The organism is Aliirhizobium wenxiniae (assembly GCF_014201355.1).
GTDB classification, from domain to species: Bacteria; Pseudomonadota; Alphaproteobacteria; order Rhizobiales; family Rhizobiaceae; genus Neorhizobium; species Neorhizobium wenxiniae.
Genome location: NZ_JACHEG010000004.1, coordinates 1 through 23,179, shown reverse-complemented (window position 1 = coordinate 23,179; position 23,179 = coordinate 1). Strand labels below are relative to the sequence as shown.

Genomic DNA, 23,179 nt, shown 5'->3' with positions numbered 1-23,179 from the left:
CATTGACCGATGCCGGATGTGGGTCGGCAGTCAGTAGCGACATAAAAAGGGAGGCAATTGCCTCCCTTTTTCGTTCTCTGCTTGTGACAGGCCGTGGAAGTGTCCTCAGGCCTCCGTTTCCCATTCCGATCCCCAGACCTGAACCTTGTGATCCGCTGAAATCTCGCGGAATTCGCGCTTTTGCGGAACATAGTCGATCGAGCGAATAGGGCTTTTCAATTCCAATGGCGCGGCGGCGCTTGGTCCCCGGCGTAAAGTGGGATCGGGGATCGGGACGGCCGAGAGCAGGCGCTTGGTATAGGGATGCTGCGGGTTCTCGAAAATTGCGGTCCGTGAGCCGATCTCGACGATTTCGCCAAGATACATGACCGCTACCCGATGGGCGATGCGTTCCACCACCGACATGTCGTGACTGATGAAGAGGAAGGATATGCCGAGAGACGCCTGCAATTCCATCATCAGGTTGACGACCTGTGCCTTCACGGAAACGTCCAGCGCCGAGACGGATTCATCGGCGACGATCAGCTTCGGATCCAGCATAAGCGCGCGCGCGATGCAGATGCGCTGACGCTGGCCACCGGAGAACTGGTGTGGAAACCGGTCGATCGCGTCCGGCCCGAGGCCGACGCGGCGCAGAATTTCCGCGACCTTCTCCATGGCCTCAGCGCGCGTGCCAAGACCGTGTTCGAGAAAAGGCTCGGCAATCGAAGAACCAATCCGCGCGCGGGGATTAAGGCTGGAGAATGGGTCCTGAAAGATCATCTGGATGCTGCGGCGCATCCGACGCAGATCGGGGCCTCGAACCGACTTGGCATCGAAACCGTCGACGGTGATGGAGCCCGAAACCGGCTCGGTCAGCCTCATGATCGAGCGCCCGGTCGTCGACTTGCCGCAACCGGATTCTCCGACCAGCGCCAGCGTTTCGCCTTCAGCGATCGAAAAGGAAACATTCTCGACCGCATGAACCCGCCCCGAGATGCGGTTGAGCAGACCCGAACGGATGTCGAACCGCGTCACCAGGTTCTGCACGTCAAGGACCATCGGTTGGTAACGAGCCGGTGCCGCTGTCGGTTTTTCCGGCTCCTGAATTGCGCCGGTTTCCATATCCACCTTGGGGAAGGGAACCGGCAGTTCGGTGCCGCGCATGGAGCCGAGCCGAGGCACGGAAGCCGGCAATGCCCTTGTGTAGGGATGGGCGGGTTGCCGGAAGATCGTTTCGGTACGCTCGGTTTCCACCTGATCGCCTCGGAACATTACCACCGTGCGGTCGGCGATCTCGGCGACGACGCCCATGTCGTGGGTAATGAAAAGCACGGACATGCCGCCATCGGCCTGCAATTCCCGAATGAGGTCGAGGATCTGCGCCTGGATGGTGACGTCGAGCGCAGTCGTCGGTTCGTCAGCAATGAGCAGTTTCGGACGGCAGGCTAGCGCCATCGCGATCATCACACGTTGCCGCATCCCGCCGGAAAGGTTGTGCGGATATTCCGCCAGACGCCGTTCGGCGGCCGGAATACGGACACGGTTGAGCAGCCTGCGTGCTTCGGCGAGTGCCTCGGCATTGGAAAGATCACGATGCCATTTCAAGGCTTCCGCGAGCTGGAAGCCAATGGTCAGAACCGGATTGAGGCTGGTCATCGGCTCCTGGAAGACCATTGCCGCCTCATCACCGCGCAGGGCCTGCATGGCCTGCGGCGGCAGATCGAGTACGTCGCGGCCGTTGAGCAATATCTGGCCGTTGATCCGGCTTGTCGCCTTGGGCAGGAGCCGCATGATTGCAAGAGCCGTAACGCTCTTGCCTGAGCCTGACTCGCCGACCACGGCGACAGTCTCGTTGGCGCCGACATCGAAGGAAATATTGCGGACGACAGGTTTCCAGTAATCGGCAGAACCGAAGGAAACTGTGAGGTCGCGCACTGAAAGGACTGTATCGGAAGTCGTCTCAGGTGCCGGATGAAGAGTGTCTGACATGATCATGGCGCTCACCGGGACGTTGTTCTTTGGGCATTGCGGGGATCCAGCATGTCACGCAGTCCATCGCCGAGGAGATTGATGGCGAGAACCGTGATCGACAGGAAAACTGCCGGGTAAAAGATGATGAAGGGCTTCACCAGCCAGAGGGCGCGCCCCTCCGCCATGATATTGCCCCAGGACGGAATGACGGGAGGCACGCCTGCTCCGATGAAGGACAGGATCGATTCCGAAATCATCGCGCTGGCGCAGACATAGGTCGCCTGGACGATCAAGGGAGCAAGCGTGTTGGGAAGGATGTGCTTGAAAATGATCGTTGGCAGGCGCGTGCCTCCGGCGACCGCGGCTTCGACATAGGGCTGCTCACGCAGGCTGAGCACCGTGCCGCGCACCAGTCGTGCCGTTCGCGGGATTTCCGCAATGGTGATGGCGATGATGACGTTGGTCACAGATCCTTTGCTGATCGACATCAGCGCCACGGCAAGCAGGATCGCCGGAATGGACATGAGGCCGTCCATAAACCGCATGACGACGGCGTCGATTGCCTTGACGAAACCCGACATGAGGCCGATCGCAAGGCCGCCAATGGTCGATAGAACCGCCACCGCAAAGCCTACGATCAACGAGACCTGGGCTCCGTAGAGCACGCGCGTATAGAGGTCGCGACCGAGCATGTCTGTGCCGAACCAGTGGCTGGCCGAGGCAGACTGGGCGCGCCGCGCGGCGTCGATGTAGGACGGATCCGTGTTTGACAGCAAAGGTGTGAGAAATGCGATCAGGAGGATGATGCCGAGCAGGATGGCTCCGGCAATGACCGTGGGATAACGCGTGGTTTCCTTGAGGAAGCCGCTTGCGGATGTGTCGATGGCAGACATCGTTTCGCTCCCTTCAATAGCGGATGCGTGGATCGACGAAGGTGTAGGCGATGTCGATCAGCAGGTTGACGAGAACGTAGGAAATGGAAAACAGCAGGACGATCGCCTGGATCACCGGGTAGTCGCGCCGCAGGATCGATTCCATCGTCAGGCGCCCGAGGCCGGGAATGGCAAACACGCTTTCCGTTACGACGGCGCCGCCGATAAGAAGCGCGACGCCGATGCCGATGACGGTAATGATGGGGACGGAGGCGTTTTTCAGGGCATGGACGAACAGGATGGCGTGGCGGCCGACGCCCTTGGCCTCGGCAGTGCGGATATAATCCTGCTGCAGCACCTCCAGCACGGCCGTCCGGGTGATACGGGTAATCAGCGCGATATAGGCCGAACTCAGTGTAAGACACGGCAGGACGAGATGCTGGAACCAGCGCGAAACACCCTGGCCGATCGGGGCATAACCCTGAACCGGCAGCCAGCCGAGTTTTAGTGAAAAGCTCCAGACCAGCGCATAACCGACGACGAAGACGGGAACGGAAAAACCGAGGACCGCAAAAACGGTGATGAAGTGATCGACTTTGGTGCCGGCGCGCCATGCGGCGATGACGCCGAGCGGTACGGCAATGCAGACCGCCAGGATCAGGGTCGGCAGCATCAGGGACAATGTCGGCTCGATCCGCTGCCCGATCATCTGCGACACCGGCATGTTGGTCAAAAGGGAGGTGCCGAGATCGAACTGCATGATCGATGCGATCCAGGTGCCGAACCTGAGAAGAAACGGGTCGTTCAGCCCGAGATTGGCACGAATGCGCGCAATGTCCTCAGCCGTCGCATGTTCGCCGGCAATGACCGCCGCGGGGTCGCCGGGCGTCAGATAAAGAAGCGAAAAGACGATGAACGCGACAATCAGCATTACTGGGATGGTCGCCAGGATGCGTCTCAAAATATAGGCATACATGGACTGTTCCCTTATGCGCTGGTTTCGACGCAGGTATTCGCTCGCGTCACCGTTTCTTCCAGAGGGGGACCGACATGATCGGCGACCCACAAGGCAAGCAGGGCGCATGCCTTCATGAAATCGTTGATCTCCATGGCTTCGTCCGGATTGTGGCTGCCGTTCTCATTGCGAACGAAAAGCATGGTTGCGGCGACACCGGCTTCCGCAAAGGCTGCCGAGTCATGCGAGGCCGGGCTGCCGATCTGGGTCACGTTGAGGCCGGCGGCCGCGGCCGCGGTCTGCATTTCCGAGATGATCTTCTGCGACATGACGCCGACGGCCGCACTGGCGCGCTTGCCAAGTTCGAAACGCACGCCGCGTTCGCGTTCGATACGAGCGACCTGCTCAAGGAAAAAAGCCTCGAGACGGGCAAGCACTGAGGGATCGTAGGCACGGACATCGAGGCTGAACGCGAAAGCGCCCGGCACGCTGGTCATGCCATGCACGGCCGAGTCCGTGTGGAAACGCCCGAATGTCACCGCCAACGGCACGCCGGCTGCCTCCTCCTCGCGCCATTTTGCATCCATTGCCATGGCAAGGTCGGCTGCCGCCATGGCGGCATCCCGGCGAAAACGGCGAGGCGTTCCGACATGGTCCTGACGGCCAGTGATATTTGCTTCTGGATAGCGGAAATTGCCAGGAATGCCGCTGCATATCGCAAGCGGCACCTGCATTTCGACAAGGCTGGGGGCCTGCTCGATATGAACCTCGAGAAACGCCTGTATGGAAGAGGGATCAAGGGATTTTTCCCGGCGGGCGATTGCCTGCGGATCGCCGCCGCATTCGGCGATATGTTCGGCCAGTGTCCGGTTTGTATCGATCCGGCGTGCTTCGAGCCCGCCATCCGGCAAGCTACCCAATGCCGAGCGGCTGCCGATATAGGAAACTCCAAACCAGACGCTTTCTTCCGCCCTGACGCCCATCGCGATGACATCGCAAGCGGGCTTCAAGCCCAGGTCCTTCAGAGCCGCGATTACCGCCAATCCGGCGACAACGCCTGCGGCACCATCGAAGTTGCCGCCATGCGGGACGCTGTCGAGATGCGAGCCCATGATGATTGAGCCTGCCTGCGGGTTGCTGCCTTGCCAGGTGGCAAACGTGTTCAACGCTGCATCCTGCGTAATGGTGAGGGACAGCGCTTTTGCGTGGTCTGCCATGAGTGAGTGTGCGAAATTCTCGCCGGCACCATAGGTGTCACGAAGGATGCCGGGATTGCCCGGGCTACCGGCCGCAAGTGACGCGAAAAGATGTTCGACATCGCCGCGGCGTGCTTCGACGGCGGAAAGAATCTGCTGAATGCTAGGGGGCATGGAATCGAGGCTTCTGCTGGTGTGATGGCCGGCCCCGCCCGAAGGCGAGAAGCCGGCTCCTGCTTGTTGGGGCCGGCTCGAAACGAGACGGATGGCCCAGGGATCGCATTGGGGGTCAGACGCGGCGGACGTTCCAGAAGACGGACGTGCCCTTCATGATACCCTCGATATCGGCGCGGTGCAGAGCAGGCTGCTTGTACTGGCCGATCGGATAATAGGGCACTTCTTCGAAAGACAGCTTCTGGATATCGTCTGCGATGCGAACCTGTTCGCTGGCGTCCGCGGTCTCGATCCACTGCGTGCGAAGTGTTTCCATCTTGTCGCTTTTGTACCAACCGGGAAAGACGCCATCGCCGCGAAGCGTGCTGTGGCCGAGCGGATTCAACCAGTCTATACCCTGCCAGTTTCCGACGAACGCGTTCCAGCCGCCTTCATCTGCAGTGCCCTTGTTGACGCGGCGCTTGAGGACCGATCCGAAGTCGATCGCCACATATTCGACGTTCATACCGGCCTTGCGCATGACATCGGCTGCTATGTCGCCAAGCGGCTTCTGAGCAAGTGAATCTGCCGGAACGAGCAGAACGACCTTTTCTCCATTGTAGCCTGCCGCCTTGAGTTCGGCCTTGACCTTTTCGTAGTCGCGGGGACCGGTAAACACGTCGAGGCCGCTCTTGCTGGCCATCGGGGTATTCGGGGTGAAATAACCGAGCGGCGAATAGCGGAAGCGTGGATCCGAGCCGGCGACCGCCGTCATGAATGCTTCCTGATCGATAGCGCCGAGCAGGGCCTTGCGGATGGCCGGATTGTTGAATGGCGGTTGCAGATGATTGACGCGCATCTGGCAGGTGAAGCCTAGGTCGTCGAGGATCTGGGTTCGCAGATTGGAATCGGCCTCGACAAGCGGCATGAAATCATGCGGCATGGCTTCCTGCCAGTCCTGCTCGCCGGCCTGGACAGCGGTCGTTCCGGTCGCCGCGTCCGGCATCGTGGTCCATTCAACGCGATCGAAGTTGACGATCTTGGGCCCGGCGGTCCAGTCGGGTGTGCCGCTTTCACGCGGTTTGTACTTGTCGAACCGTTCATAGACATTGCGCGAGCCCGGCACCCGCTCGTTGGCGACATAGCGGAAAGGGCCGCTGCCGATCATTTCCGGGATCTGCTTGAATGGATCCGTATTGGCAAGCCTTTCCGGCATCATGAAGCAGGCCGGCGAGGCCACCTTGCCAAGCGCCAGCGGAAGATAGGGGAATGGACGCTTCAGGCGGAAGCGGATGGTCTTGTCGTCCGGTGCCGAAAGCTCGTCCGTCACCTGCATCAACGAACTGCCATAGGTGTCGCGTGCTGCCCAGCGGCGGATACTTGCAACGCAATCGCGCGCCAGAACCTTCTCGCCATCATGCCAGAACAGCCCGTCGCGCAGCGTCAGCGTCCAGAGCTTTCCGTCGTCCTCGACCGTGTGGCCCTCAACCATCTGCGGCGACACTTCGAGATTCTTGCTCATTCCGTAGAGCGTGTCGAAAACCATGTATCCGTGGGTACGGCTTACCTGAGCGGTCGTGGCGACGGGATCAAGAAAGGCAAGATCGATGACGGGAATGAAGCGCAAGGTCGATTGCGACGCCGCACGTGTAATGGAGGGGCTCCCGATAATCGTCGCGGCCGCAGCGGCCTGAAGGAAAGTTCGGCGTCTAAGCATGTGTTCCAGCCTCTTTAGCGACGCAAGCCAACTCGCGCGCAGAGCATGGCTCTGCACGAGTGATCAGGTCGCGCCTTTGTTGTTATGACTTGGAAAGAATGCCGCAGTGGGTCAGCACAAAGCAATGGACGCCAGTATGAAATATCAAGGCGTTCTATTCATGCTGTGAATAGCCCGGGAGATTGCAATCTCATAGATATTCCAGACGTTCTCTGCACCCGGATGCTGCAGTCGGGCGGAGATATCTAATCTCTTGCGAGAGCGCCTTCGCTGTTAATCCATTGCGTGAAAAGCCGCATGGACTGGCTTGTGGGAAGACTGCGCGGACGCGCGAACCAATAGCCGTAGTCGCTGCGGTAGCCGATACCTGCGGGGTTTACGAGGCGGCCGGAGGCAAGTTCCTCAGCGATCAGCCCCTGCGGAATCAGTGCCATGCCCTGGCCGGCGAGAGCGGCACGTATCACCATTGTATAGTAACCAAACCGCATCGTATGGCGCGCTTCGAGAGTCGAACTGCCGTGGAAGGCAGCCAGGAACGGCCAGTGAAATGGTGTCTGGGGATGTTCAAGCATCACGCCCTTCGAAGCAGCTTCGACCGATGCCGGCTCGCCTATTTTTTCCCAATAAGAGGGTGCACTGACAAGACGGATATCGTGACCGAACAGATAATCTCCCTCCTCGTCATCAGACGGCTTTACAACGAAACGAACCATACCATCGGGAACTTCCGTCTGGGTCTTGGAGACGAAGGTCGTGAACTGGACCTCGATTTCCGGATGAGCCTCGGTAAACTGAGCGAAGCGCGGCAGAAGCCAGCGATCCCCGAAGATAGGCGGCACCTGAAGGCGAAGCACGCGAGGCCCCGGTTTCAGACGTGAAACTTTCAGGGCTGCGTCTTCCATCGCCTTGATGGCAGTGCGCGCATGCTCAATGTAGATGCTTCCCAGCTCCGTCGAGATCATGCCGTTCGGTGTGCGAATGAAGGCGGGGCCACCAATGGCCTCTTCAAGATTTATCAACTGCTTGCTGACTGCACTCTGTGACAGCGACATGGGCTCGGCTGCGGCGCTCGTAGACCCTCTTTCAGCCACGGCTAGCAGCACTTGCAGTCCCGTCATCGAAGGGAATTGTTTACGACCTGCCACTCCGACCTCATGTAGCATTTGGCGCTCCGTTGCCCGCATATGTCGGACAAAACGGAATGCGAGAAGAGAAGGGATATGGGACGCATCTCACGTGAACCCGCATCACCTTGTCATAGCTGTTTTCAGAATAGGCACTATTACCACCTACTGGCTAGTCGTTTTCTTCATAGGGCAACCAATTATCTTCGCTTGCCTCTTTATAGGCCTGGTGAGACCGTTGCCTAAATTTTTGACAAATAAGGGAACACTGATGTCTGAACCGACACAGCTTTGGGGTGGACGTTTCAAGTCCGGCCCGTCCGAAGCACTTGCCAATCTTTCTCGCGCACATCCCTCGTATTTCCGCCTCTATCGCGAAGATCTGGCCGGTTCCCGCGCGCATGCTTCCGAACTCAAGCGCGCCGGCGTATTGGACGAGACTGAATTCACGACGATCCGTGCCGCACTCGATCAGATCGAGCTCGACATTGCCGAAAAACGCGAAGAGCCGATCCCGTCGGACGAGGACATTCACACCTTCATCGAGCGCCTGCTGATGCAGCGTCTCGGCGCCCTCGGCGGCAAGTTGCGCGCTGGACGTTCGCGCAACGACCAGACCGCCAACAACACCCGCCTCTATCTACGCCGCATGGCCCGCGAAATCTCGCGGGGCATCATCGATGTGGAGAAGGCACTCGCCGCACAGGCTGCAAAGCATACCGAAACCGTAATGCCCGGCTTCACACACCTGCAGCCGGCACAGCCTATCGTGCTCGGCCATCATCTGATGGCGCATGCGCAGAGCCTATTGCGCGATATCGAGCGTTTCGAGGATTTCGATCGCCGCTTCGACCGTTCTCCGCTCGGTGCAGCCGCTCTTGCAGGTTCAGGCATCGTCAACCGCCCGGACCTGGCCGCCATCGAGCTCGGTTATTCCGCTGCCTGCGAAAACTCGATCGACGCCGTTGCAGCGCGTGACCACGTTGCGGAATTCCTGTTCATCTGCTCGCTGGTCGGCGTCAGCCTGTCGCGTCTGGCGGAAGAGATATGCATCTGGGCCTCCAAACAATTCAGCTGGGTCAAGCTGCATGACAGCTATTCGACCGGCTCGTCGATCATGCCGCAGAAGAAGAACCCGGATATCGCCGAGTTGACGCGCGGCATGAGCGGCACTCTGATCGGCAATGTCGCCGGCTTCCTGGCCACCATGAAAGCCATGCCGCTCGCCTATAACCGCGACCTCGCCGAAGACAAGCGCGTCCTGTTCGAAAGCCTCGACGTTCTCGAACTGATCCTGCCGGCTTTTGCGGGCATGGTTGAAACGCTGGAATTCGACGTGGCCAAACTGCGTGAGGAAGCGCCTAAGGGCTTCACGCTGGCAACCGAGGTTGCCGACTGGCTGGTCTCGCAGGGCGTGCCGTTTGCCCAGGCTCACGAAATCACCGGTGCCGTCGTCCGTTACTGTGAGGAACACGGCCACGATCTGGCTGGCCTGACAGAAGCCGATCTGCCGAACATCGATGATCGCCTGAACTCTGGCGTTCTAAAAGCCATCACGATCGAAGGTGCGCTTGCAAGCCGTACCGGTTATGGTTCCACCTCACCGGCAAGCGTGCGCGATCAGATCGCGCGCTTCAATGCCGCATTGGAGGCCAAGGCAGCTTTCGCCGCCGCCGCGCTGCTTCCGGCGGGCGCAGCAGCCGTGCCGCAGCAAACGCGAGGCGCGCGATGAGCACAGCAGACGTAACATCCTCGACCAATGACCAGAAATACGAAATCGCCCATCTGAAACTGGTGCCGAAACGCCATATCGGGCGGATGATCGCAGCAGCCATCGTGCTGCTGATCCTCGCCGCCATCGTGCGCGCCTTCAGCGTCGGCCAGATCGAATGGAGTTATGTTCGCGACTTCCTTTTTGCCCCGGCCATCCTGGACGGATTGAAGAGCACGCTGATCATGACCGTTGCAGCTATGGGGTTAGGCATCATCCTCGGCGTGGTCATTGCGATCATGCGTGTATCCGGCAATCCGGTACTTTCCTCGATTGCGATCGGTTACGTCTGGATCTTCCGTGGCGCACCTGCGCTGCTGCAGCTGATGATCTGGTTCAACCTGGCTCTTATCTTTCCGACGATGGGCATCCCCGGCCTATTCGAGTTCCGCACCGTCGACATCATGACACCGTTTGTCGCCGCCATGCTCGGTCTCGGCATCTCGCAGGGAGCCTATACGTCGGAAGTCGTGCGCAGTGGTCTTTTGTCGGTTGACAGCGGCCAATATGAGGCCGCCCGCGCGATCGGTATGACGCAGTTCAAGATGCTTCGTCGTATCGTGCTGCCGCAGGCCATGCGTGTCATGGTGCCGCCGATCGGCAACGAGGTGATCGGCATGGTCAAGCTGACTTCGCTTGCCAGCGTCATCCAGTATTCGGAGATCCTCCACAACGCCCAGATCATCTACTTCGCCAATACCCGCGTGCTCGAACTGCTTCTGGTCGCGTGCTTCTGGTACCTCGTCGTCGTCACTCTTCTGTCGATCGGCCAGTACTATATCGAGCGCTATTTCGGCCGTGGCAGCAAGTCCATCACGGCGTCGATGTGAGGTGTGAGATGACCAAGGATATTATTGTAAAAGCCGTCGACGTCACCAAGCTCTACGGCCCGTTCACCGCACTCGACAAAGTCAGTCTGGAGATCGCCAAAGGCGAAGTCTGCTGCATCATTGGCCCGTCTGGATCGGGAAAAAGCACGTTCCTCCGCTGCATCAACCAGCTCGAGAAAATGAACTCGGGTGCGATCTGGGTGAATGACGAACTGGTGGGTTATCGCCGTGAAGGCAATAACCTTCACGAGATCAACGATGCGGACATGGCGCGTCAGCGCCGGCGTGTCGGCATGGTGTTCCAGCGGTTCAATCTTTTCCCGCACATGACTGCGCTGGAAAACGTGATGGAGGGCCCCGTCCAGGTTCTAAAGGAGCCTGTGGCGGAAGTTCGCAAGCGCGCCGAGGATATTCTCGCCCGCGTCGGGTTGAGCGACAAGATCAGCCATTATCCGTCGCAGCTTTCCGGTGGGCAGCAGCAGCGTGTGGCAATCGCCCGTGCGATGTGCATGCGTCCCGATCTGATCCTGTTCGATGAGCCGACGTCTGCGCTTGACCCGGAACTCGTTTCGGAAGTGCTGGATGTGATGAAGGATCTCGCTGCAAGCGGCATGACGATGATCGTGGTGACGCACGAACTCGGCTTTGCCCGAAATGTCGCCAACACCGTGGCCTTCATGGAGGCGGGCAAGATGGTTGAGATCGGCCCGGCATCGGAAGTCCTGACCTCGCCGAAAAGCCCGCGCACTGCGGAATTCATCAAGGCGGTGCATAGCTGAGACAATCCGGCGGGCCGGGACTTTCCAGCCTGCAAATCAGAAAACAAACATCAATCCAACCCAGGTTCAATAAGGGGAACTTACATGAAGACTGCATTCATTGCCCTCGCGGCAGTTCTGGCATCGACGGCCGCACATGCCGAGGGGCTGCCGGACCGCGTCAAGACCGCCGGCAAGGTCGTCGTTGCCAACCAGCCGAACTACCCGCCGATGGAATACAAGGATCCGGCAACCAACACGCTGATGGGTGTTGACATCGATCTGGGCCTGGCGCTGGCAAAGCAGCTCGGAACCACCGTCGAATGGGCCGATATCGGCTTCGAACAGATGGTTTCCTCGCTGGAAACCGGTCGCGTCGACCTTATCCATAGCGGCATGAGTGACTTGCCGAAGCGTCGCGACACGCTCGACTTCGTCGACTACATGAAGTCCGGTGCGCAATTCTACACCTCGGCTTCACGCAAGGAAGAGTTCAAGACACCTGCCGACTTCTGCGGCAAGACGATCGGCATGAGCCGCCGTACCTCCTTCCCGGATGAAACGGCGAAGTGGAGCGCTGCCAACTGCGAAGCCAAGGGACTGGCAGCCATCAAGGTCGTCGGCACCGAAGGTTCGGCCGACGCACGCGCACAGCTGAAGCAGGGCCGTCTGGACGGCGCAGTCCAGGGTTCCGAAACCCTGCCTTACCTGACCAACCTGGAAAAGAACACCTATGCCATCGTCGGCGAGCCCTTCACGGCCGTCTACCAGGGCATTGCCTTCTCCAAGAAGGATCCGGCCCTGCGTGACGCCTATGCAGCGGCCCTCAAGGCCCTGATGGCATCCGGCGAATACAAGGCCATCTATGCCAAGCACGGTCTCGAAGGCACGATGCTCGACGGCATCTACATCAACGGCGAAGCCGTCAAGTAATTCCATATCAAGATGTCCGGACGCGAACCTCGCGTCCGGATGCTTCTGCGGCATCTATCCCGACGATCGCCGCTTCGTCGAGCACCTCCAGAGCATCTCATGAACCGTTCTCTCGCCGACTCGCCGGTCGACAGGCTGGCCCGCTTCGTTTCCTCTCTCGACTATGACGCCCTGCCGGCGAGTGTCGTTGCCAAAGCCAAGATCCATATTGCCGATACGCTGGGCGCTGCCCTGGCTGGCGCGCGCTCCAACGAGTTCGCCATTTCGGTGAAGTCGCTTCGGCCCGCTGGCCCCGTCCCGCTGTGGGGAACCGGTCTTGCTGCCTCGACCCGTGACGCGGCAATTCTCAACGGCTGTGCCGCACACGCTTTCGAGCTGGACGATTCCGGCGGCTGCGACCATTCCGGCGCCGTGGTGCTGCCGGCCTTGTTCTCAGCATTGCACGAAGTCGGTCGACCAATAGACGGCAAGCGGATGATCACCGCTGTGGTCGCAGGCTATGATGTCGGGCGACGTGTCCTGGAGGCGACGGGCGGTTATGATGCGCACAATAGTCTCGGGTGGCACTCGACCGGCACCTGCGGCACTATTGGAGCGGCGGCCGCATGCGCCAACCTGCTCGGTCTCGATGCAGCCGCAACACGGGATGCCATCACTCTGGCCACGAGTTTTTCCTCTGGCCTTTGGGCCTTTATTCATGACGGCTCGCAGGCGAAGAAGCTTCACGCCGGTCGCGCTGCCGAAGGCGGCCTGCTCGCGGCGTTGCTTGCAGCAAACGGCTTTGCCGGCCCGTCGCGCGTCTTCGATGACGTCTGGGGCGGTTTCTTCAAATCCTACAACAAGTCCGCCTGCCAGCCCGAACTGCTTGCCGAAGGTCTGGGTGAGGTCTGGAAGGTCAATCGAGCCGTGCTCAAGCCCTATGCATCCTGCCGCGGTGCCCATTCTGCCGTCGATGCGCTTGAAGACCTCCTGTCTGAAACAGGGCAACAAGCCTTCGATATCCAGCATATCGACCTTCGCATGAGCGCCATGCTCAAAGACATGTGCGGCGCCAAGGTGGGCGCTGCGATGGCTCCGACTCAGATGAGCCTTCCCTATGCGCTGGCTGCCCGCTGCACATTCGGCACGGCCGGCCTGCAGGCCTATACCGAAGAGCATCGTCATCATCCTGATGTCCATGCGATGATGGACCGGATCGATGTTGCGGTCGATGAGGCAATGGATCCGATGGCCGAGCCGGTGGTGACGCTTCGGTTCAAGGATGGCATGGTGGTCGATCGCATGGTTCCTCGCGCGACCGGTTCCGCCGAGCGGCCAATGCAGGCAGCTGCCATCGAGGCCAAGTTCCGCGAACTTGTGGCGATGAGCCTGACATCCGATCAAGTCGAAGCCCTGTGGAAATCCTTGGGTTCGCTCGAACAAATCGAAGACTGCTCTGAAATCGAAGCGCTGATGGCAGGCAATGCCGACAGCATCCCCACCTTCCGTTGAAAGCTCAAGAGATGACATTCGATCTTTCCCCACGCCCGCTGAATCCCGCTCCGGCGACACCGAAGATGATCTGGCCGAATGGTGCAAAGAGCGCCTTGTTCATCGGCTTCGATGTCGATGCCGAGACCGCCTGGATTGGCAATAATCCCTCCAATGTCGACCGGATGGTCACGACATCGCATGGCGGTTACGACGCCCGTGTCGGCATCGCCAAAATCCTCGAACTGATGGCCGAACTTGATCTGAAAGGCACATTCTTCACGCCCGGCTGGACGGCACTTGCTCATCCGGCACAATGCGAAGCGATGGTGGCGGCCGGACACGAGATCGGTCACCATGGCTATCTCCACAAGCTGCCGGACCGGACCAAGCTCGACGAAGCCTTCGAGGAGATCGATCGCGGGTTCGAGGCTCTGCAGTCGGCTCTCGGCATCCGCCCGGTCGGCTATCGCGCGCCTTCCGGTGAAAATTTCCCCGAACTGCTCGCTTATTTGAAGAAGGCCGGAATTCGCTATTCCAGCTCTTTCCGCGACGACATTCTCCCCTATCGCCATGCCGGTCCCGATGGCGCTGTCGGACCTGTCGAAATCCCCGTCAATTTCGCATTCGACGACTGGAATTTCGGCATGTCGTGCCGGACCAGCTCGCGCCCACTTTTCGGTCGCGACGCAGTGTTGCAGTTGTGGATTGACGAATTCGAAGCGACCCACGCGTGGGGCGGAGTGACTACGCTCGTCCTGCATCCACAGGTTTCGGGGCGTCCGATGCGCTGGCATATCCTGCGCGATTTCCTCAAACACGTCATCGACAAGGGCGACGTCTGGATTGCCACGGGCACTGAGATCACCGATCATTACGAGGCGCTTGAGGCAGCTTCGGCCCGATAATCATTTAGGACAGTGAAGGATTTGACCATGGCTCTCGATGAAGAAGCGCTCCAGCGTCTGCGCGAACGATATGGCGAAGGCCATGGCGGAAGCATCCATGACCCGGAATTTCGCGCTGTCGCCGACCGCATTTTCTCGGCTTCGGGGACGCGGGCGGCGCCGTTCAGCGGCATCCCGACCTTGCTCGACGCAACATACCGGCAGATTGATCCGGCAAAACCGGACCTCTCTGATCTCGATGTCGCGCTGATCGGCGTTCCGATGGATCTTGGCGTCACCAATCGACCCGGCTCTCGTTTCGGGCCACGCGCCTTGCGATCGATCGAGCGCGTCGGGCCTTACAACCACGTGCTGAAAACCGCGCCGCTGTTCGAGATCAATGTGGCCGATATCGGCGACGTGCCGTTCCGCAGCCGTTACCGGCTGGAAATGAGCCATGAGGATATCGAGGCGCATTTCAACAAGGTCATCGACGCCAATGTCATTCCGCTGGCAGTCGGCGGCGATCACTCGATCACCCACCCTATCCTCAAGGCTGTCGGTCGCGACAAACCGGTCGGTATGATCCATATCGATGCCCATTGCGACACCGGCGGCGCTTACGACCTGACGAAGTTCCATCACGGCGGACCTTTCCGCAATGCCGTTCTCGACGGCGTGCTTGATCCGACCCGCGTGATCCAGATCGGTATTCGCGGGGCCGCCGAATATCTCTGGGAATTTTCCTATGAGAGCGGCATGACGGTTATCCATGCCGAGGAAATCGGCAGGATGGGTATTGAAGCGGTTATCGCCAAGGCACGCGAAGTCGTCGGTGACGGGCCGACCTATCTTTCCTTCGATATCGACAGCCTCGATCCGGCTTTCGCTCCCGGCACCGGCACACCGGAAATCGGCGGCCTGACGAACCGCCAGGCACTCGATATCCTGCACGGGTTGAAGGGCCTGAACTTTGTTGGCGGCGATGTCGTGGAGGTTGCACCGCAATACGATGCGACCACGAATACGGCCCATAACGGTGCACAGATGCTATTTGAAATTCTGAGCCTGATCCGATTTAGCCCGACTGTTTCGCCGCGGTCCTGATCATCGTCGAGGCATGTCTCCCGAAGCGGATTTCCTGCTTCGGGGAAATGCTCAAAACAATATAGAAGATAATGGCCGATCCCATATCCATGCCCTCAACCGGCCCGACAGCTTCTGTCATCGAAAGCCTCAAGCAGGTTGTTGGCGCGCAAGGCTGGAGCACCGACGAAGCCGAGCGCCGAAGCCATGCGACCGACTGGATCGGACGCTTTTTCGTCGATCCTCTCCTTGTCCTGAAACCGTCAACCACCTTCGAAGTTTCGGAGATAGCAAGGATCTGCAACGACAACGGGCTGAAGGTAGTGCCGCAAGGTGGGAATACCTCGCTAGCCTGCGGTTCCATTCCGACAGGTCAGGGTGACGAGGTCATCGTCAACCTGTCCAGGCTCAATCGTATCCGTAACATCGATATGTTCAACGACACGATTTCAGTCGATGCCGGCTGCACGCTTGCCTCCGTACAGCAGGCAGCCGAAGAGGCAGATCGACTATTCCCCTTGAAGCTCGGATCGGAAGGCAGCTGCCAGATCGGCGGCAATATTGCCACCAATGCGGGCGGCACGAATGTCTTGCGTTACGGCACCATGCGCGACCTCGTTCTCGGCCTCGAAGTCGTGCTCGCGGACGGTCGCATTCTTGATGGAATGCGGGCGCTTCGCAAGGATAACACGGGCTATGATCTCAAGCATCTCTTCATCGGCAGCGAAGGAACGCTCGGCATCGTCACAGGAGCGGTTCTCAAACTTTTCCCCATGCCCAGCACGGCTGTCGCAGCGGTCTGCACCGTTCCCTCTCTGCAGTCTGCGCTTGATCTTCTCGTTCTGTGCAAGAAGCACGGAGGTGAAAGCCTCACCACTTTCGAACTGATGCCACGCGCCGGGCTCGAACTTGTATTCAAGCATTTTCCATCAACCCGCTTTCCACTCGGGGAGTTACAGGACTGGCAATTGCTGATTGAGTTCAGATCGAATGACGGAGAGGAGAGAGTTCGCGAACTGTTCGAAACCATTCTGTCTCAAGCGTTTGAAGCAGAGACGGTCATCGATGCGGCGATTGCCCAGTCCATCCAGCAAAACAAGGATTTCTGGGCGCTACGCGAAGGACTAGCGGAGGCAGACTTCATGGAGGGGGCTGTGATCACCACAGATATCTCCTTGCCTCTTTCTGCCGTTCCCGTGTTCATGGATGCCTGCTCGCGTGCCGTGCTCGCAATTGTTCCAAAGGGACGCGTTGTTGCATTCGGCCATCTTGGAGACGGAAATATCCATTTTGGCCTGCTGCAACCGCTGGGTTCTGACTCTGAGCAATTTCTTAGCCGGAGTAACGAGATCCAATCCATCATTCACACCATGGCGCTGTCGATGCAGGGCTCCATGTCGGCCGAGCATGGGTTGGGTTTTGTGAAAAACGATGCGGTAGCCCAATATCGCGGCCAAGTAGAACATGATCTCATGCTGACGATGAAAGCAGCCTTGGACCCGAAATCAACGCTCAATGTGGGCAAGGTTCTGACGATCGAAAATGGTGCGCTTAGCGCCTGCAACACGTAGATGACAAACCAACATGTCCGGACGGGTCATGAGCGCGCAGAAACAAGCGCTTGACCGATGGCGTTTTCGGACGGCGTTGCGGGAAGCCAGAGATGCTCGGCTTTGTCGAATTCGCCCCGATCAAAGGCTGCGATGCCCGGCAGCATCAGGTCACGGCCGATGCCCCCTCGATCTGTTGAAGAATCCGTCTTTGATTTTGGTTGGATAGATTGGGTCACGGCATTCTTTAAATGCCAGGAACACCGCGGCCCCGATGCGTATCAACGCGATCGGGGCCTCGATTTTATCAAGCCAGATCGTCTGGCAGGACTCCGGCCGGAATGTTCTGATAGCTCACGGGCCGCAGAAACCGTCGGATAGACATGGTTCCGACCGAGGTTGCGCCAAAATTGGTACTGGCGGGATAAGGACCGCCGTGAACCATGGAGTCCACGACCTCGACGCCCGTTGGAAAACCGTTGACCAGAACCCGTCCTGCCTTGCGCTCAAGGATCGGAAGCAAATTCCGAGCAAGAGCGGTGTCTTCATCCGCCATCTGCATTGTGGCCGTAAGCTGGCCCTCGAAATTCTTTGCCAATGCAGGCATTTCCTCAGCCGAAGCGACGCGCACGACAAGGCCAAGCGGGCCGAAGACTTCCTCGGATAGAGCATGATCTTCGATGAATGCCTCGGCCTGTACCTCGTAGAGATTTGGGCGGCATTCACGTCCGGCACTTTCGGTCGCAAGCACTGAGCGAACGGAATTGCGGCCATCAAAGCGCGCCTTTCCGTCGTGATATGCCTGCGCTATGCCCGACGTCAGCATGGTTTGCGGAGCGGTCTTGGCAAGAGCTTCGGCCGTTGCCGCGACGAAAGCATCGCCTTCGCTGCCGCGAGGAACGATCGCGATGCCCGGATTGGTGCAGAATTGTCCGGCTCCCATGACAAGCGATCCCGCCCAACCGGCCGCAAGTTCTGTTGCCCTCTCCTTCAGCGCGCCTGGAAGTACGAACATCGGGTTGACCGATCCGAGTTCACCAAAGAATGGGATCGGTTCGGGGCGCTGTGCGCAAAGATCGAACAATGCTCTACCGCCCGCGAGTGAGCCGGTGAAGCCGACAGCCTTGATGAACGGGTTTTTGACAAGAGCGTGGCCGACGTCCCGCTTGCCGCCTTGGATAAGCGAGAAGGTTCCCGGATGAATGCCGCAGCTTTTGATGGCGGCAAACATGGCCTCTGCGACGATCTCGCTGGTGCCTGGATGCGCCGAATGGGCCTTGACCACAACGGGGCACCCGGCAGCAAGTGCTGCAGCCGTGTCGCCGCCGGCTGTGGAAAACGCCAAAGGAAAGTTTGATGCGCCAAATACGGCGACCGGCCCAACTGGACGTTGCATCAGCCGTATTTCCGGTCGAGGTGCAGGTTTGCGATCCGGCTGAGCCTCGTCATGTCGGCGATCGAGATAATCGCCCTTGAGGATATGGTCGGCGAAAAGCCTCAATTGTCCAGTCGTTCGACCCCGCTCACCCTGCAGGCGGGCAGCAGGCAAACCGGTCTCGGCACTACCGATTTCGGTTATCGCTTCGGCGCGCGCCTCGATCTCGTCTGCGATCGCGTTGAGAAAAGCCGCGCGTTGCGCCCTGCTGGTATAGCCGTAGGACCAGAATGCCTCTTCTGCGGCTGCGCAAGCGCGGTCGACCAGATCTACTGTTCCGACCGAAAAATTAAATATCTCGCCATGTGCCGGATCGTTGGGGAAGGTTTCGGCTGTTGCCACCCATTCTCCGGCGACCAGATGCTGGCCATGTGGTTTAAACACGATCTTCACTCCCATTCATTGAAATCATGATGCTAAAGATTGGGCGTACAGGTTTTAAGTCTGTACGCTGTGGTCGCTCAGCGTCCGTGTTTCTTGCGCCAAGCCTCATATTTTTCTCGGTATTCGTCCTTTGTTTGAGGGTATAGGCCGATGATCGCGTCACCGGCTTTGACCTGTTCAAGAACGAAATCTTCGTAGCTTTCCATTCCGGTGCATTCGTCAGCAAGCTCATCTGCCAGATGTGCCGGAATAACCATAACGCCATCGCGGTCTCCGACGAGCACGTCGCCTGGAAAAACCGGGGCGTCGCCGCACGAGATCGGCACATTGATGTCCAACGCTTCATGCAGCGTCAGGTTGGTTGGTGCAGAGGGTTTGGAATAATAGGCTGGCATGTCCAGTTCGCCTATGCCGTTGGCATCGCGAAAACCACCGTCTGAAACGACCCCGGCAGCGCCGCGAAGCGCCAGGCGGGTGATAAGAATAGATCCGGCAGTAGCAGCTCGTGCGTCCTTGCGCGCGTCCATGACAAGGACCCAGCCTGGAGGGCAGGTTTCCATTGCGACGCGTTGGGGATGCTGGGGATCACGAAAGATGGTGATTGGATTGCGGTCCTCGCGTGCAGGGATGTATCGCAACGTGAAAGCCTGGCCAACCATGTTTTCGGCTTTTGGAGAAACCGGAATGACGCCCTGAATGAACTGGTTTCGCAGCCCACGTTTGTAGAGCGCAGTCGCGATCGATGCCGTGGAGATTTTCTTGAATTTGGCGCGTGTCGCCTCGGAAAGGATATAGTCTGTCATGATCTCCTCAAAAGATATCAGGTTCGCCAGGTGCGCAACTCATTTCTCTCTTCCAAAGATATACTGATGCATTAGTGCTCCAATGGCAATGAGTCTATCGCAAGAGCATCGGTCGTGCCGTCGAGCCGATGCCACCTCGCGAAAAGATCCTCGGAATGCGGTTGCCGGTGCGGTCAGCAGCGCCGCGTGCGCCATTCGCCGGCAACGCCGTCGAGGCCTTCCTTGGCGGCTTGTTTCTCGATAAGTTTCCGTGTCTCCAACATCTGGCTTGGGAGATACAGAATGCCCGGTTGACGGGCGATCGAGATATTCGCCTTTTCCTGCGCCATGCTAGGACATGCCAGCTCCATAGCCGGAGCCATAGCGATAGCAGTCACGCTGCTGATGAACAGTCGCATGATTATCCTCCAGAAAATGAGGGGCGATTGCCTTGTTTTGCGTTAAGCGCAAGACGATTAAATACATTGGAGCACTAAAACATCAGTGCATCAAAGCCGGATTTATGTTCTAGATGGGCTGGCATTTTTCGGGGTTGATGGAAACGATAATGGGTGACGTTATCAGGCGTGGGCAATTGGACCGTTCGAAGCCAGTGGCACCGCAAGTGCATGAGATTTTGCGCGAACGTATCCTGAAAGTTGAGCTTGTGCCGGGCACGGTACTTTCTCGGGCCTCACTCCAGCTGGAATTCGGCGTGAGCCAGACGCCTGTTCGCGATTCGCTGATGCGTCTGCAGGAGGAAGGACTTGTCGAAGTTTATCCGCAATATGCAACGGTTGTCGCCAAGATTGATGTCGATCATGCGCGACAGGCGCAATTTTTGCGGCTGTCGATTGAGCTCGAGGCCGTGCGGCGACTGACCGGCAGCGCTCCCACGGAAACGGCCGATGAATTGGGCGAGATTTTGTCACGGCAGAAGGCTGTGGCAAGCCCCGAGACTTATGACAAGTTCGATGCAATCGATCGTGAGTTCCATCGGTGGCTCTATGAAAAGGCCGGTATTCCTCAGCTCTGGGCGAATGTCCGCAGGCAGAGCGTGCATCTCGATAGACTTCGACGGCTCAACTTGCCAATGCCGGGTAAGATGGAGACCGTTCTCGCAGACCATCAGGCAATTATCGATGCTATTGCGTCTGGGGACCCGAATTCAGCGGCTGATGCCTTGCGCAGGCATCTTTCGGGAACACTATCGATTATCGATGTGATCAGCGCCGAATTTCCGGAATATATCGAGGAATCTCCATCTCGAAGCAAGAACCTTCTCACTGACCGGCCATAATTAGCTTTATAGAGAAGATGCCTTAGTGGTGTCGGTTGAAGCGGTGGGGAGCGAGCCCGAAACGAGGTGTATGCTACATCCTGATTGCACCTTTATCCAGGTTCCCTGGGCGGTTCTCGATCAACGAAAAATGCTTTGTTTCGTGTCCGCCGAAGATGTGCATCGAATGCCGGTCGATGCCAAAAGGCTCTGGATTTCGGCGCGACGAATGGCCGGGTGCTCCAGGCGATTGCCGGCGAACTCCCAATGCCGTCTTACCTGTTCTGAAGTCGTTCGAAGAAAACATCTTGCTTGCAGCTAGAGCGAACTCCTGCGATAGCTAATCGAACGTGCCTGACAGGTTGGTAATAGCGAGGCGATATTGGAAGACATTACCGCGACAGCTGGACGGGATACATCCCACGCATCAAGGATCAGTTCGGATCTCCGCAAGCAACTGACGAGCGGTGCATTTCAAGCCGGTGACCGGTTGCCCAGTGAAAACGCACTGGCCAAGCAATATTCTGTCAGCCGAACAGTCGTGCGCGAAGCGATCGCCATTCTACGTGCAGATGGCCTCGTCCAAGCTCGGAAAGGGGCGGGGGTTTTTGCGCTTGAGGCCAGGCGCGAAGAGGAAAGCCCGTTCAAAGATCTGAAAACCGAGCGTATCTCATCTGTCATCGAGTTGCTCGAATTGCGAACCGTATTTGAGGTTGAGGCCGCTGCGCTGGCGGCGGCGCGACGTTCGGCCGCCCAGATCGAGGCTATACTGGAAGCGCACAATCAGGTCAGAAGCTGTCTTGCAAACGGGGCACCAACCCGCGATGCGGATTTCGGCCTGCATCTGGCCATTGCCCAGGCAACGCAAAATCGACGGTTTCCCGAGTTTCTTCAGTTGATCCGTTCAGGGATCATTCCTCGCGGAGAGCTTCAGGGGGCTGCACCAGGATCCCGTCCAAAGGATTATAATCTTCATCTGCAGGAAGAGCATGCGCGAATTGTCGATGCCATCATTGAAGGTGATGCCGATGCCGCACGCGAGCACATGCGCGCCCACCTGCGTGGAAGCCTCGAGCGTTACAAGGCACTGCTGCGTTCGAGAACCTTGCCAATGGACGACGTAGTCACTTCTTCATAGACGTGTTGTCATACAGAAGTTAAACCTTATATGGTGACATTGTGATTGTTGTCAGTGAGGTTTCATGTCTTTACCTGTTTTTCCCGTCATATCGCCCGATAAGGGTGTCCAGCGGCAGGTCCTTTCCGAAGCGCCTGAGCTCATGGTTGTGTCGTTTCGCTTCGAAGCTGGGGCCGAGGGCAAGTTGCATAGCCATCCGCACGTGCAGTCGACCTATGTCGCTCGCGGTCGCTTTAGGTTTATCCGTGGAAACGAAGCTTATGAGCTAGCTGCGGGTGACAGTCTCGTCATTCCGAGCAATGTCGTGCACGGTTGCGAATGTATGGAAGAGGGTGAGTTGATCGACTGCTTTACGCCTCGGCGCGAAGACTTCCTGTGATCAGTGCTTGACAGTACGAACAGCATGTGACAACTTTCGTTAAGTTGTCTGACAGGATGGGAGCCTGTCCCCGCCGATGACCGGCGGCCGACATACGGAGGTTACATGTCGACAAGACGCCCCTCGATGCAGGGCGCTTTAGGGCAAATCGGTACCATTCTGGTGACTTTGCTCGGGCTGCTCGTACTTACCTTCATCATTGGCCGGATGATGCCTGCGGATCCCGTGCGCGCCATGGTTGGCGAGGACGCGACCCGCGAGACCTATGAGCAGGTCTTCCGCTCGCTCGGCCTTGATCGGCCGCTCTGGGAACAGTTCTTCTATTATCTCGGCGACGTGCTGACAGGCAATTTCGGCACGTCGATCCGCACCGGCCAGCCGGTAATCCAGGACATCCTGCATGTCATGCCGGCAACGATAGAGCTGGCGACTTTCGCCATCCTGATCGGTGCTGGCCTTGGCGTGCCGATGGGCGTCATCGCCGCGGTCAACAAGGATCGCTGGCCGGACCATGTGGTGCGCGTGCT

21 protein-coding genes are annotated in these 23,179 nt (G+C 58.5%); 12 read left to right on the top strand and 9 right to left on the bottom strand.

What is annotated here, in order from left to right:
* Positions 1-105: 105 nt before the first annotated feature.
* The 6 genes from HNQ72_RS17735 to HNQ72_RS17710 all read right to left on the bottom strand — a co-directional run bounded on the left by HNQ72_RS17735 (position 106) and on the right by HNQ72_RS17710 (position 8,009).
* Complete coding sequence (locus HNQ72_RS17735) at positions 106-1,977, bottom strand: ABC transporter ATP-binding protein (protein WP_244654594.1); 1,872 nt, start codon at positions 1,975-1,977, stop codon at positions 106-108.
* 5 nt (positions 1,978-1,982) lie between these two features.
* Entirely contained in the window at positions 1,983-2,846 is an 864-nt protein-coding gene (locus HNQ72_RS17730) for an ABC transporter permease (RefSeq protein WP_183993786.1), read from the bottom strand.
* Positions 2,847-2,859: 13 nt separating this feature from the next.
* Positions 2,860-3,801 (bottom strand): ABC transporter permease, encoded by a 942-nt coding sequence (locus tag HNQ72_RS17725; protein WP_183993784.1) that lies wholly within the window; start codon positions 3,799-3,801, stop codon positions 2,860-2,862.
* An 11-nt stretch (positions 3,802-3,812) separates the two neighbouring features.
* Positions 3,813-5,150 carry a hydantoinase/carbamoylase family amidase gene (locus tag HNQ72_RS17720; RefSeq protein WP_183993782.1) on the bottom strand — a complete coding sequence of 446 codons (1,338 nt, stop codon included), beginning with the start codon at positions 5,148-5,150 and terminating at the stop codon, positions 3,813-3,815.
* 115 nt (positions 5,151-5,265) lie between these two features.
* Positions 5,266-6,846, bottom strand: a complete 1,581-nt coding sequence (locus HNQ72_RS17715; protein ID WP_183993780.1) for an ABC transporter substrate-binding protein — start codon at positions 6,844-6,846, stop codon at positions 5,266-5,268.
* 245 nt (positions 6,847-7,091) lie between these two features.
* Entirely contained in the window at positions 7,092-8,009 is a 918-nt protein-coding gene (locus HNQ72_RS17710) for a LysR family transcriptional regulator (protein ID WP_183993778.1), read from the bottom strand.
* Between the two features lie 232 nt (positions 8,010-8,241).
* Between HNQ72_RS17710 and argH the strand changes: the two genes are divergently transcribed.
* The 8 genes from argH (at position 8,242) to HNQ72_RS17670 (ending at position 17,276) form a co-directional block, all read left to right on the top strand.
* On the top strand, positions 8,242-9,702 hold the full coding sequence (argH, locus tag HNQ72_RS17705; RefSeq protein WP_183993776.1) for an argininosuccinate lyase: 1,461 nt from the start codon (positions 8,242-8,244) through the stop codon (positions 9,700-9,702).
* Entirely contained in the window at positions 9,699-10,571 is an 873-nt protein-coding gene (locus HNQ72_RS17700) for an amino acid ABC transporter permease (protein WP_183993774.1), read from the top strand. Before argH ends, HNQ72_RS17700 begins: the two co-directional genes overlap by 4 nt.
* Before the next feature lie 8 nt (positions 10,572-10,579).
* A complete protein-coding gene (locus tag HNQ72_RS17695; RefSeq protein ID WP_183993772.1) occupies positions 10,580-11,350 on the top strand; it encodes an amino acid ABC transporter ATP-binding protein in 771 nt (256 codons plus the stop codon).
* Positions 11,351-11,434: 84 nt separating this feature from the next.
* A complete protein-coding gene (locus HNQ72_RS17690) occupies positions 11,435-12,262 on the top strand; it encodes an ABC transporter substrate-binding protein (protein ID WP_183993770.1) in 828 nt (275 codons plus the stop codon).
* Positions 12,263-12,361: 99 nt separating this feature from the next.
* Positions 12,362-13,753, top strand: coding sequence for an MmgE/PrpD family protein (locus HNQ72_RS17685; protein WP_183993768.1), 1,392 nt, complete (start codon positions 12,362-12,364; stop codon positions 13,751-13,753).
* Between the two features lie 11 nt (positions 13,754-13,764).
* Positions 13,765-14,640 carry a polysaccharide deacetylase family protein gene (locus HNQ72_RS17680; protein WP_183993766.1) on the top strand — a complete coding sequence of 292 codons (876 nt, stop codon included), beginning with the start codon at positions 13,765-13,767 and terminating at the stop codon, positions 14,638-14,640.
* 27 nt (positions 14,641-14,667) lie between these two features.
* On the top strand, positions 14,668-15,726 hold the full coding sequence (gene speB / locus HNQ72_RS17675; RefSeq protein ID WP_183993764.1) for an agmatinase: 1,059 nt from the start codon (positions 14,668-14,670) through the stop codon (positions 15,724-15,726).
* A gap of 71 nt (positions 15,727-15,797) precedes the next feature.
* A complete protein-coding gene (locus tag HNQ72_RS17670) occupies positions 15,798-17,276 on the top strand; it encodes an FAD-binding oxidoreductase (protein ID WP_183993762.1) in 1,479 nt (492 codons plus the stop codon).
* 286 nt (positions 17,277-17,562) lie between these two features.
* Here HNQ72_RS17670 and HNQ72_RS17665 read toward each other — a convergent pair whose 3' ends face one another.
* The 3 genes from HNQ72_RS17665 to HNQ72_RS17655 form a co-directional block, all read right to left on the bottom strand.
* Positions 17,563-19,077 (bottom strand): aldehyde dehydrogenase (NADP(+)), encoded by a 1,515-nt coding sequence (locus HNQ72_RS17665; RefSeq protein WP_183994407.1) that lies wholly within the window; start codon positions 19,075-19,077, stop codon positions 17,563-17,565.
* Positions 19,078-19,151: 74 nt separating this feature from the next.
* Positions 19,152-19,877 carry a ribonuclease activity regulator RraA gene (locus tag HNQ72_RS17660; protein WP_183993760.1) on the bottom strand — a complete coding sequence of 242 codons (726 nt, stop codon included), beginning with the start codon at positions 19,875-19,877 and terminating at the stop codon, positions 19,152-19,154.
* 173 nt (positions 19,878-20,050) lie between these two features.
* Complete coding sequence (locus HNQ72_RS17655; protein WP_244654596.1) at positions 20,051-20,275, bottom strand: hypothetical protein; 225 nt, start codon at positions 20,273-20,275, stop codon at positions 20,051-20,053.
* Positions 20,276-20,424: 149 nt separating this feature from the next.
* On the opposite strand from HNQ72_RS17655, the gene HNQ72_RS17650 reads away from it, so the two are divergent.
* The 4 genes from HNQ72_RS17650 to HNQ72_RS17635 all read left to right on the top strand — a co-directional run.
* Positions 20,425-21,156 (top strand): GntR family transcriptional regulator, encoded by a 732-nt coding sequence (locus HNQ72_RS17650; RefSeq protein ID WP_183993758.1) that lies wholly within the window; start codon positions 20,425-20,427, stop codon positions 21,154-21,156.
* Positions 21,157-21,526: 370 nt separating this feature from the next.
* Complete coding sequence (locus HNQ72_RS17645; protein WP_373289510.1) at positions 21,527-22,273, top strand: FadR/GntR family transcriptional regulator; 747 nt, start codon at positions 21,527-21,529, stop codon at positions 22,271-22,273.
* Positions 22,274-22,337: 64 nt separating this feature from the next.
* On the top strand, positions 22,338-22,652 hold the full coding sequence (locus HNQ72_RS17640) for a cupin domain-containing protein (RefSeq protein WP_183993754.1): 315 nt from the start codon (positions 22,338-22,340) through the stop codon (positions 22,650-22,652).
* A 105-nt stretch (positions 22,653-22,757) separates the two neighbouring features.
* On the top strand, positions 22,758-23,179 hold a 422-nt coding region (locus HNQ72_RS17635; protein ID WP_183993752.1), incomplete at its 3' end, for an ABC transporter permease.

Bases quoted from the DNA above. Each gene is read 5' to 3' on its own strand.
- HNQ72_RS17725 (WP_183993784.1), bottom strand. From the start codon at position 3,801: ATGTATGCCTATATTTTGAGACGCATCCTGGCGACCATCCCAGTAATG.
- HNQ72_RS17655 (WP_244654596.1), bottom strand. From the start codon at position 20,275: ATGCGACTGTTCATCAGCAGCGTGACTGCTATCGCTATGGCTCCGGCT.
- HNQ72_RS17730 (WP_183993786.1), bottom strand. From the start codon at position 2,846: ATGTCTGCCATCGACACATCCGCAAGCGGCTTCCTCAAGGAAACCACG.
- HNQ72_RS17735 (WP_244654594.1), bottom strand. From the start codon at position 1,977: ATGATCATGTCAGACACTCTTCATCCGGCACCTGAGACGACTTCCGAT.
- HNQ72_RS17670 (WP_183993762.1), top strand. From the start codon at position 15,798: ATGGCCGATCCCATATCCATGCCCTCAACCGGCCCGACAGCTTCTGTC.
- HNQ72_RS17720 (WP_183993782.1), bottom strand. From the start codon at position 5,150: ATGCCCCCTAGCATTCAGCAGATTCTTTCCGCCGTCGAAGCACGCCGC.
- HNQ72_RS17715 (WP_183993780.1), bottom strand. From the start codon at position 6,846: ATGCTTAGACGCCGAACTTTCCTTCAGGCCGCTGCGGCCGCGACGATT.
- HNQ72_RS17690 (WP_183993770.1), top strand. From the start codon at position 11,435: ATGAAGACTGCATTCATTGCCCTCGCGGCAGTTCTGGCATCGACGGCC.
- HNQ72_RS17660 (WP_183993760.1), bottom strand. From the start codon at position 19,877: ATGACAGACTATATCCTTTCCGAGGCGACACGCGCCAAATTCAAGAAA.
- HNQ72_RS17710 (WP_183993778.1), bottom strand. From the start codon at position 8,009: ATGCTACATGAGGTCGGAGTGGCAGGTCGTAAACAATTCCCTTCGATG.
- speB (WP_183993764.1), top strand. From the start codon at position 14,668: ATGGCTCTCGATGAAGAAGCGCTCCAGCGTCTGCGCGAACGATATGGC.
- HNQ72_RS17680 (WP_183993766.1), top strand. From the start codon at position 13,765: ATGACATTCGATCTTTCCCCACGCCCGCTGAATCCCGCTCCGGCGACA.
- argH (WP_183993776.1), top strand. From the start codon at position 8,242: ATGTCTGAACCGACACAGCTTTGGGGTGGACGTTTCAAGTCCGGCCCG.
- HNQ72_RS17700 (WP_183993774.1), top strand. From the start codon at position 9,699: ATGAGCACAGCAGACGTAACATCCTCGACCAATGACCAGAAATACGAA.
- HNQ72_RS17640 (WP_183993754.1), top strand. From the start codon at position 22,338: ATGTCTTTACCTGTTTTTCCCGTCATATCGCCCGATAAGGGTGTCCAG.
- HNQ72_RS17685 (WP_183993768.1), top strand. From the start codon at position 12,362: ATGAACCGTTCTCTCGCCGACTCGCCGGTCGACAGGCTGGCCCGCTTC.
- HNQ72_RS17650 (WP_183993758.1), top strand. From the start codon at position 20,425: ATGGGTGACGTTATCAGGCGTGGGCAATTGGACCGTTCGAAGCCAGTG.
- HNQ72_RS17695 (WP_183993772.1), top strand. From the start codon at position 10,580: ATGACCAAGGATATTATTGTAAAAGCCGTCGACGTCACCAAGCTCTAC.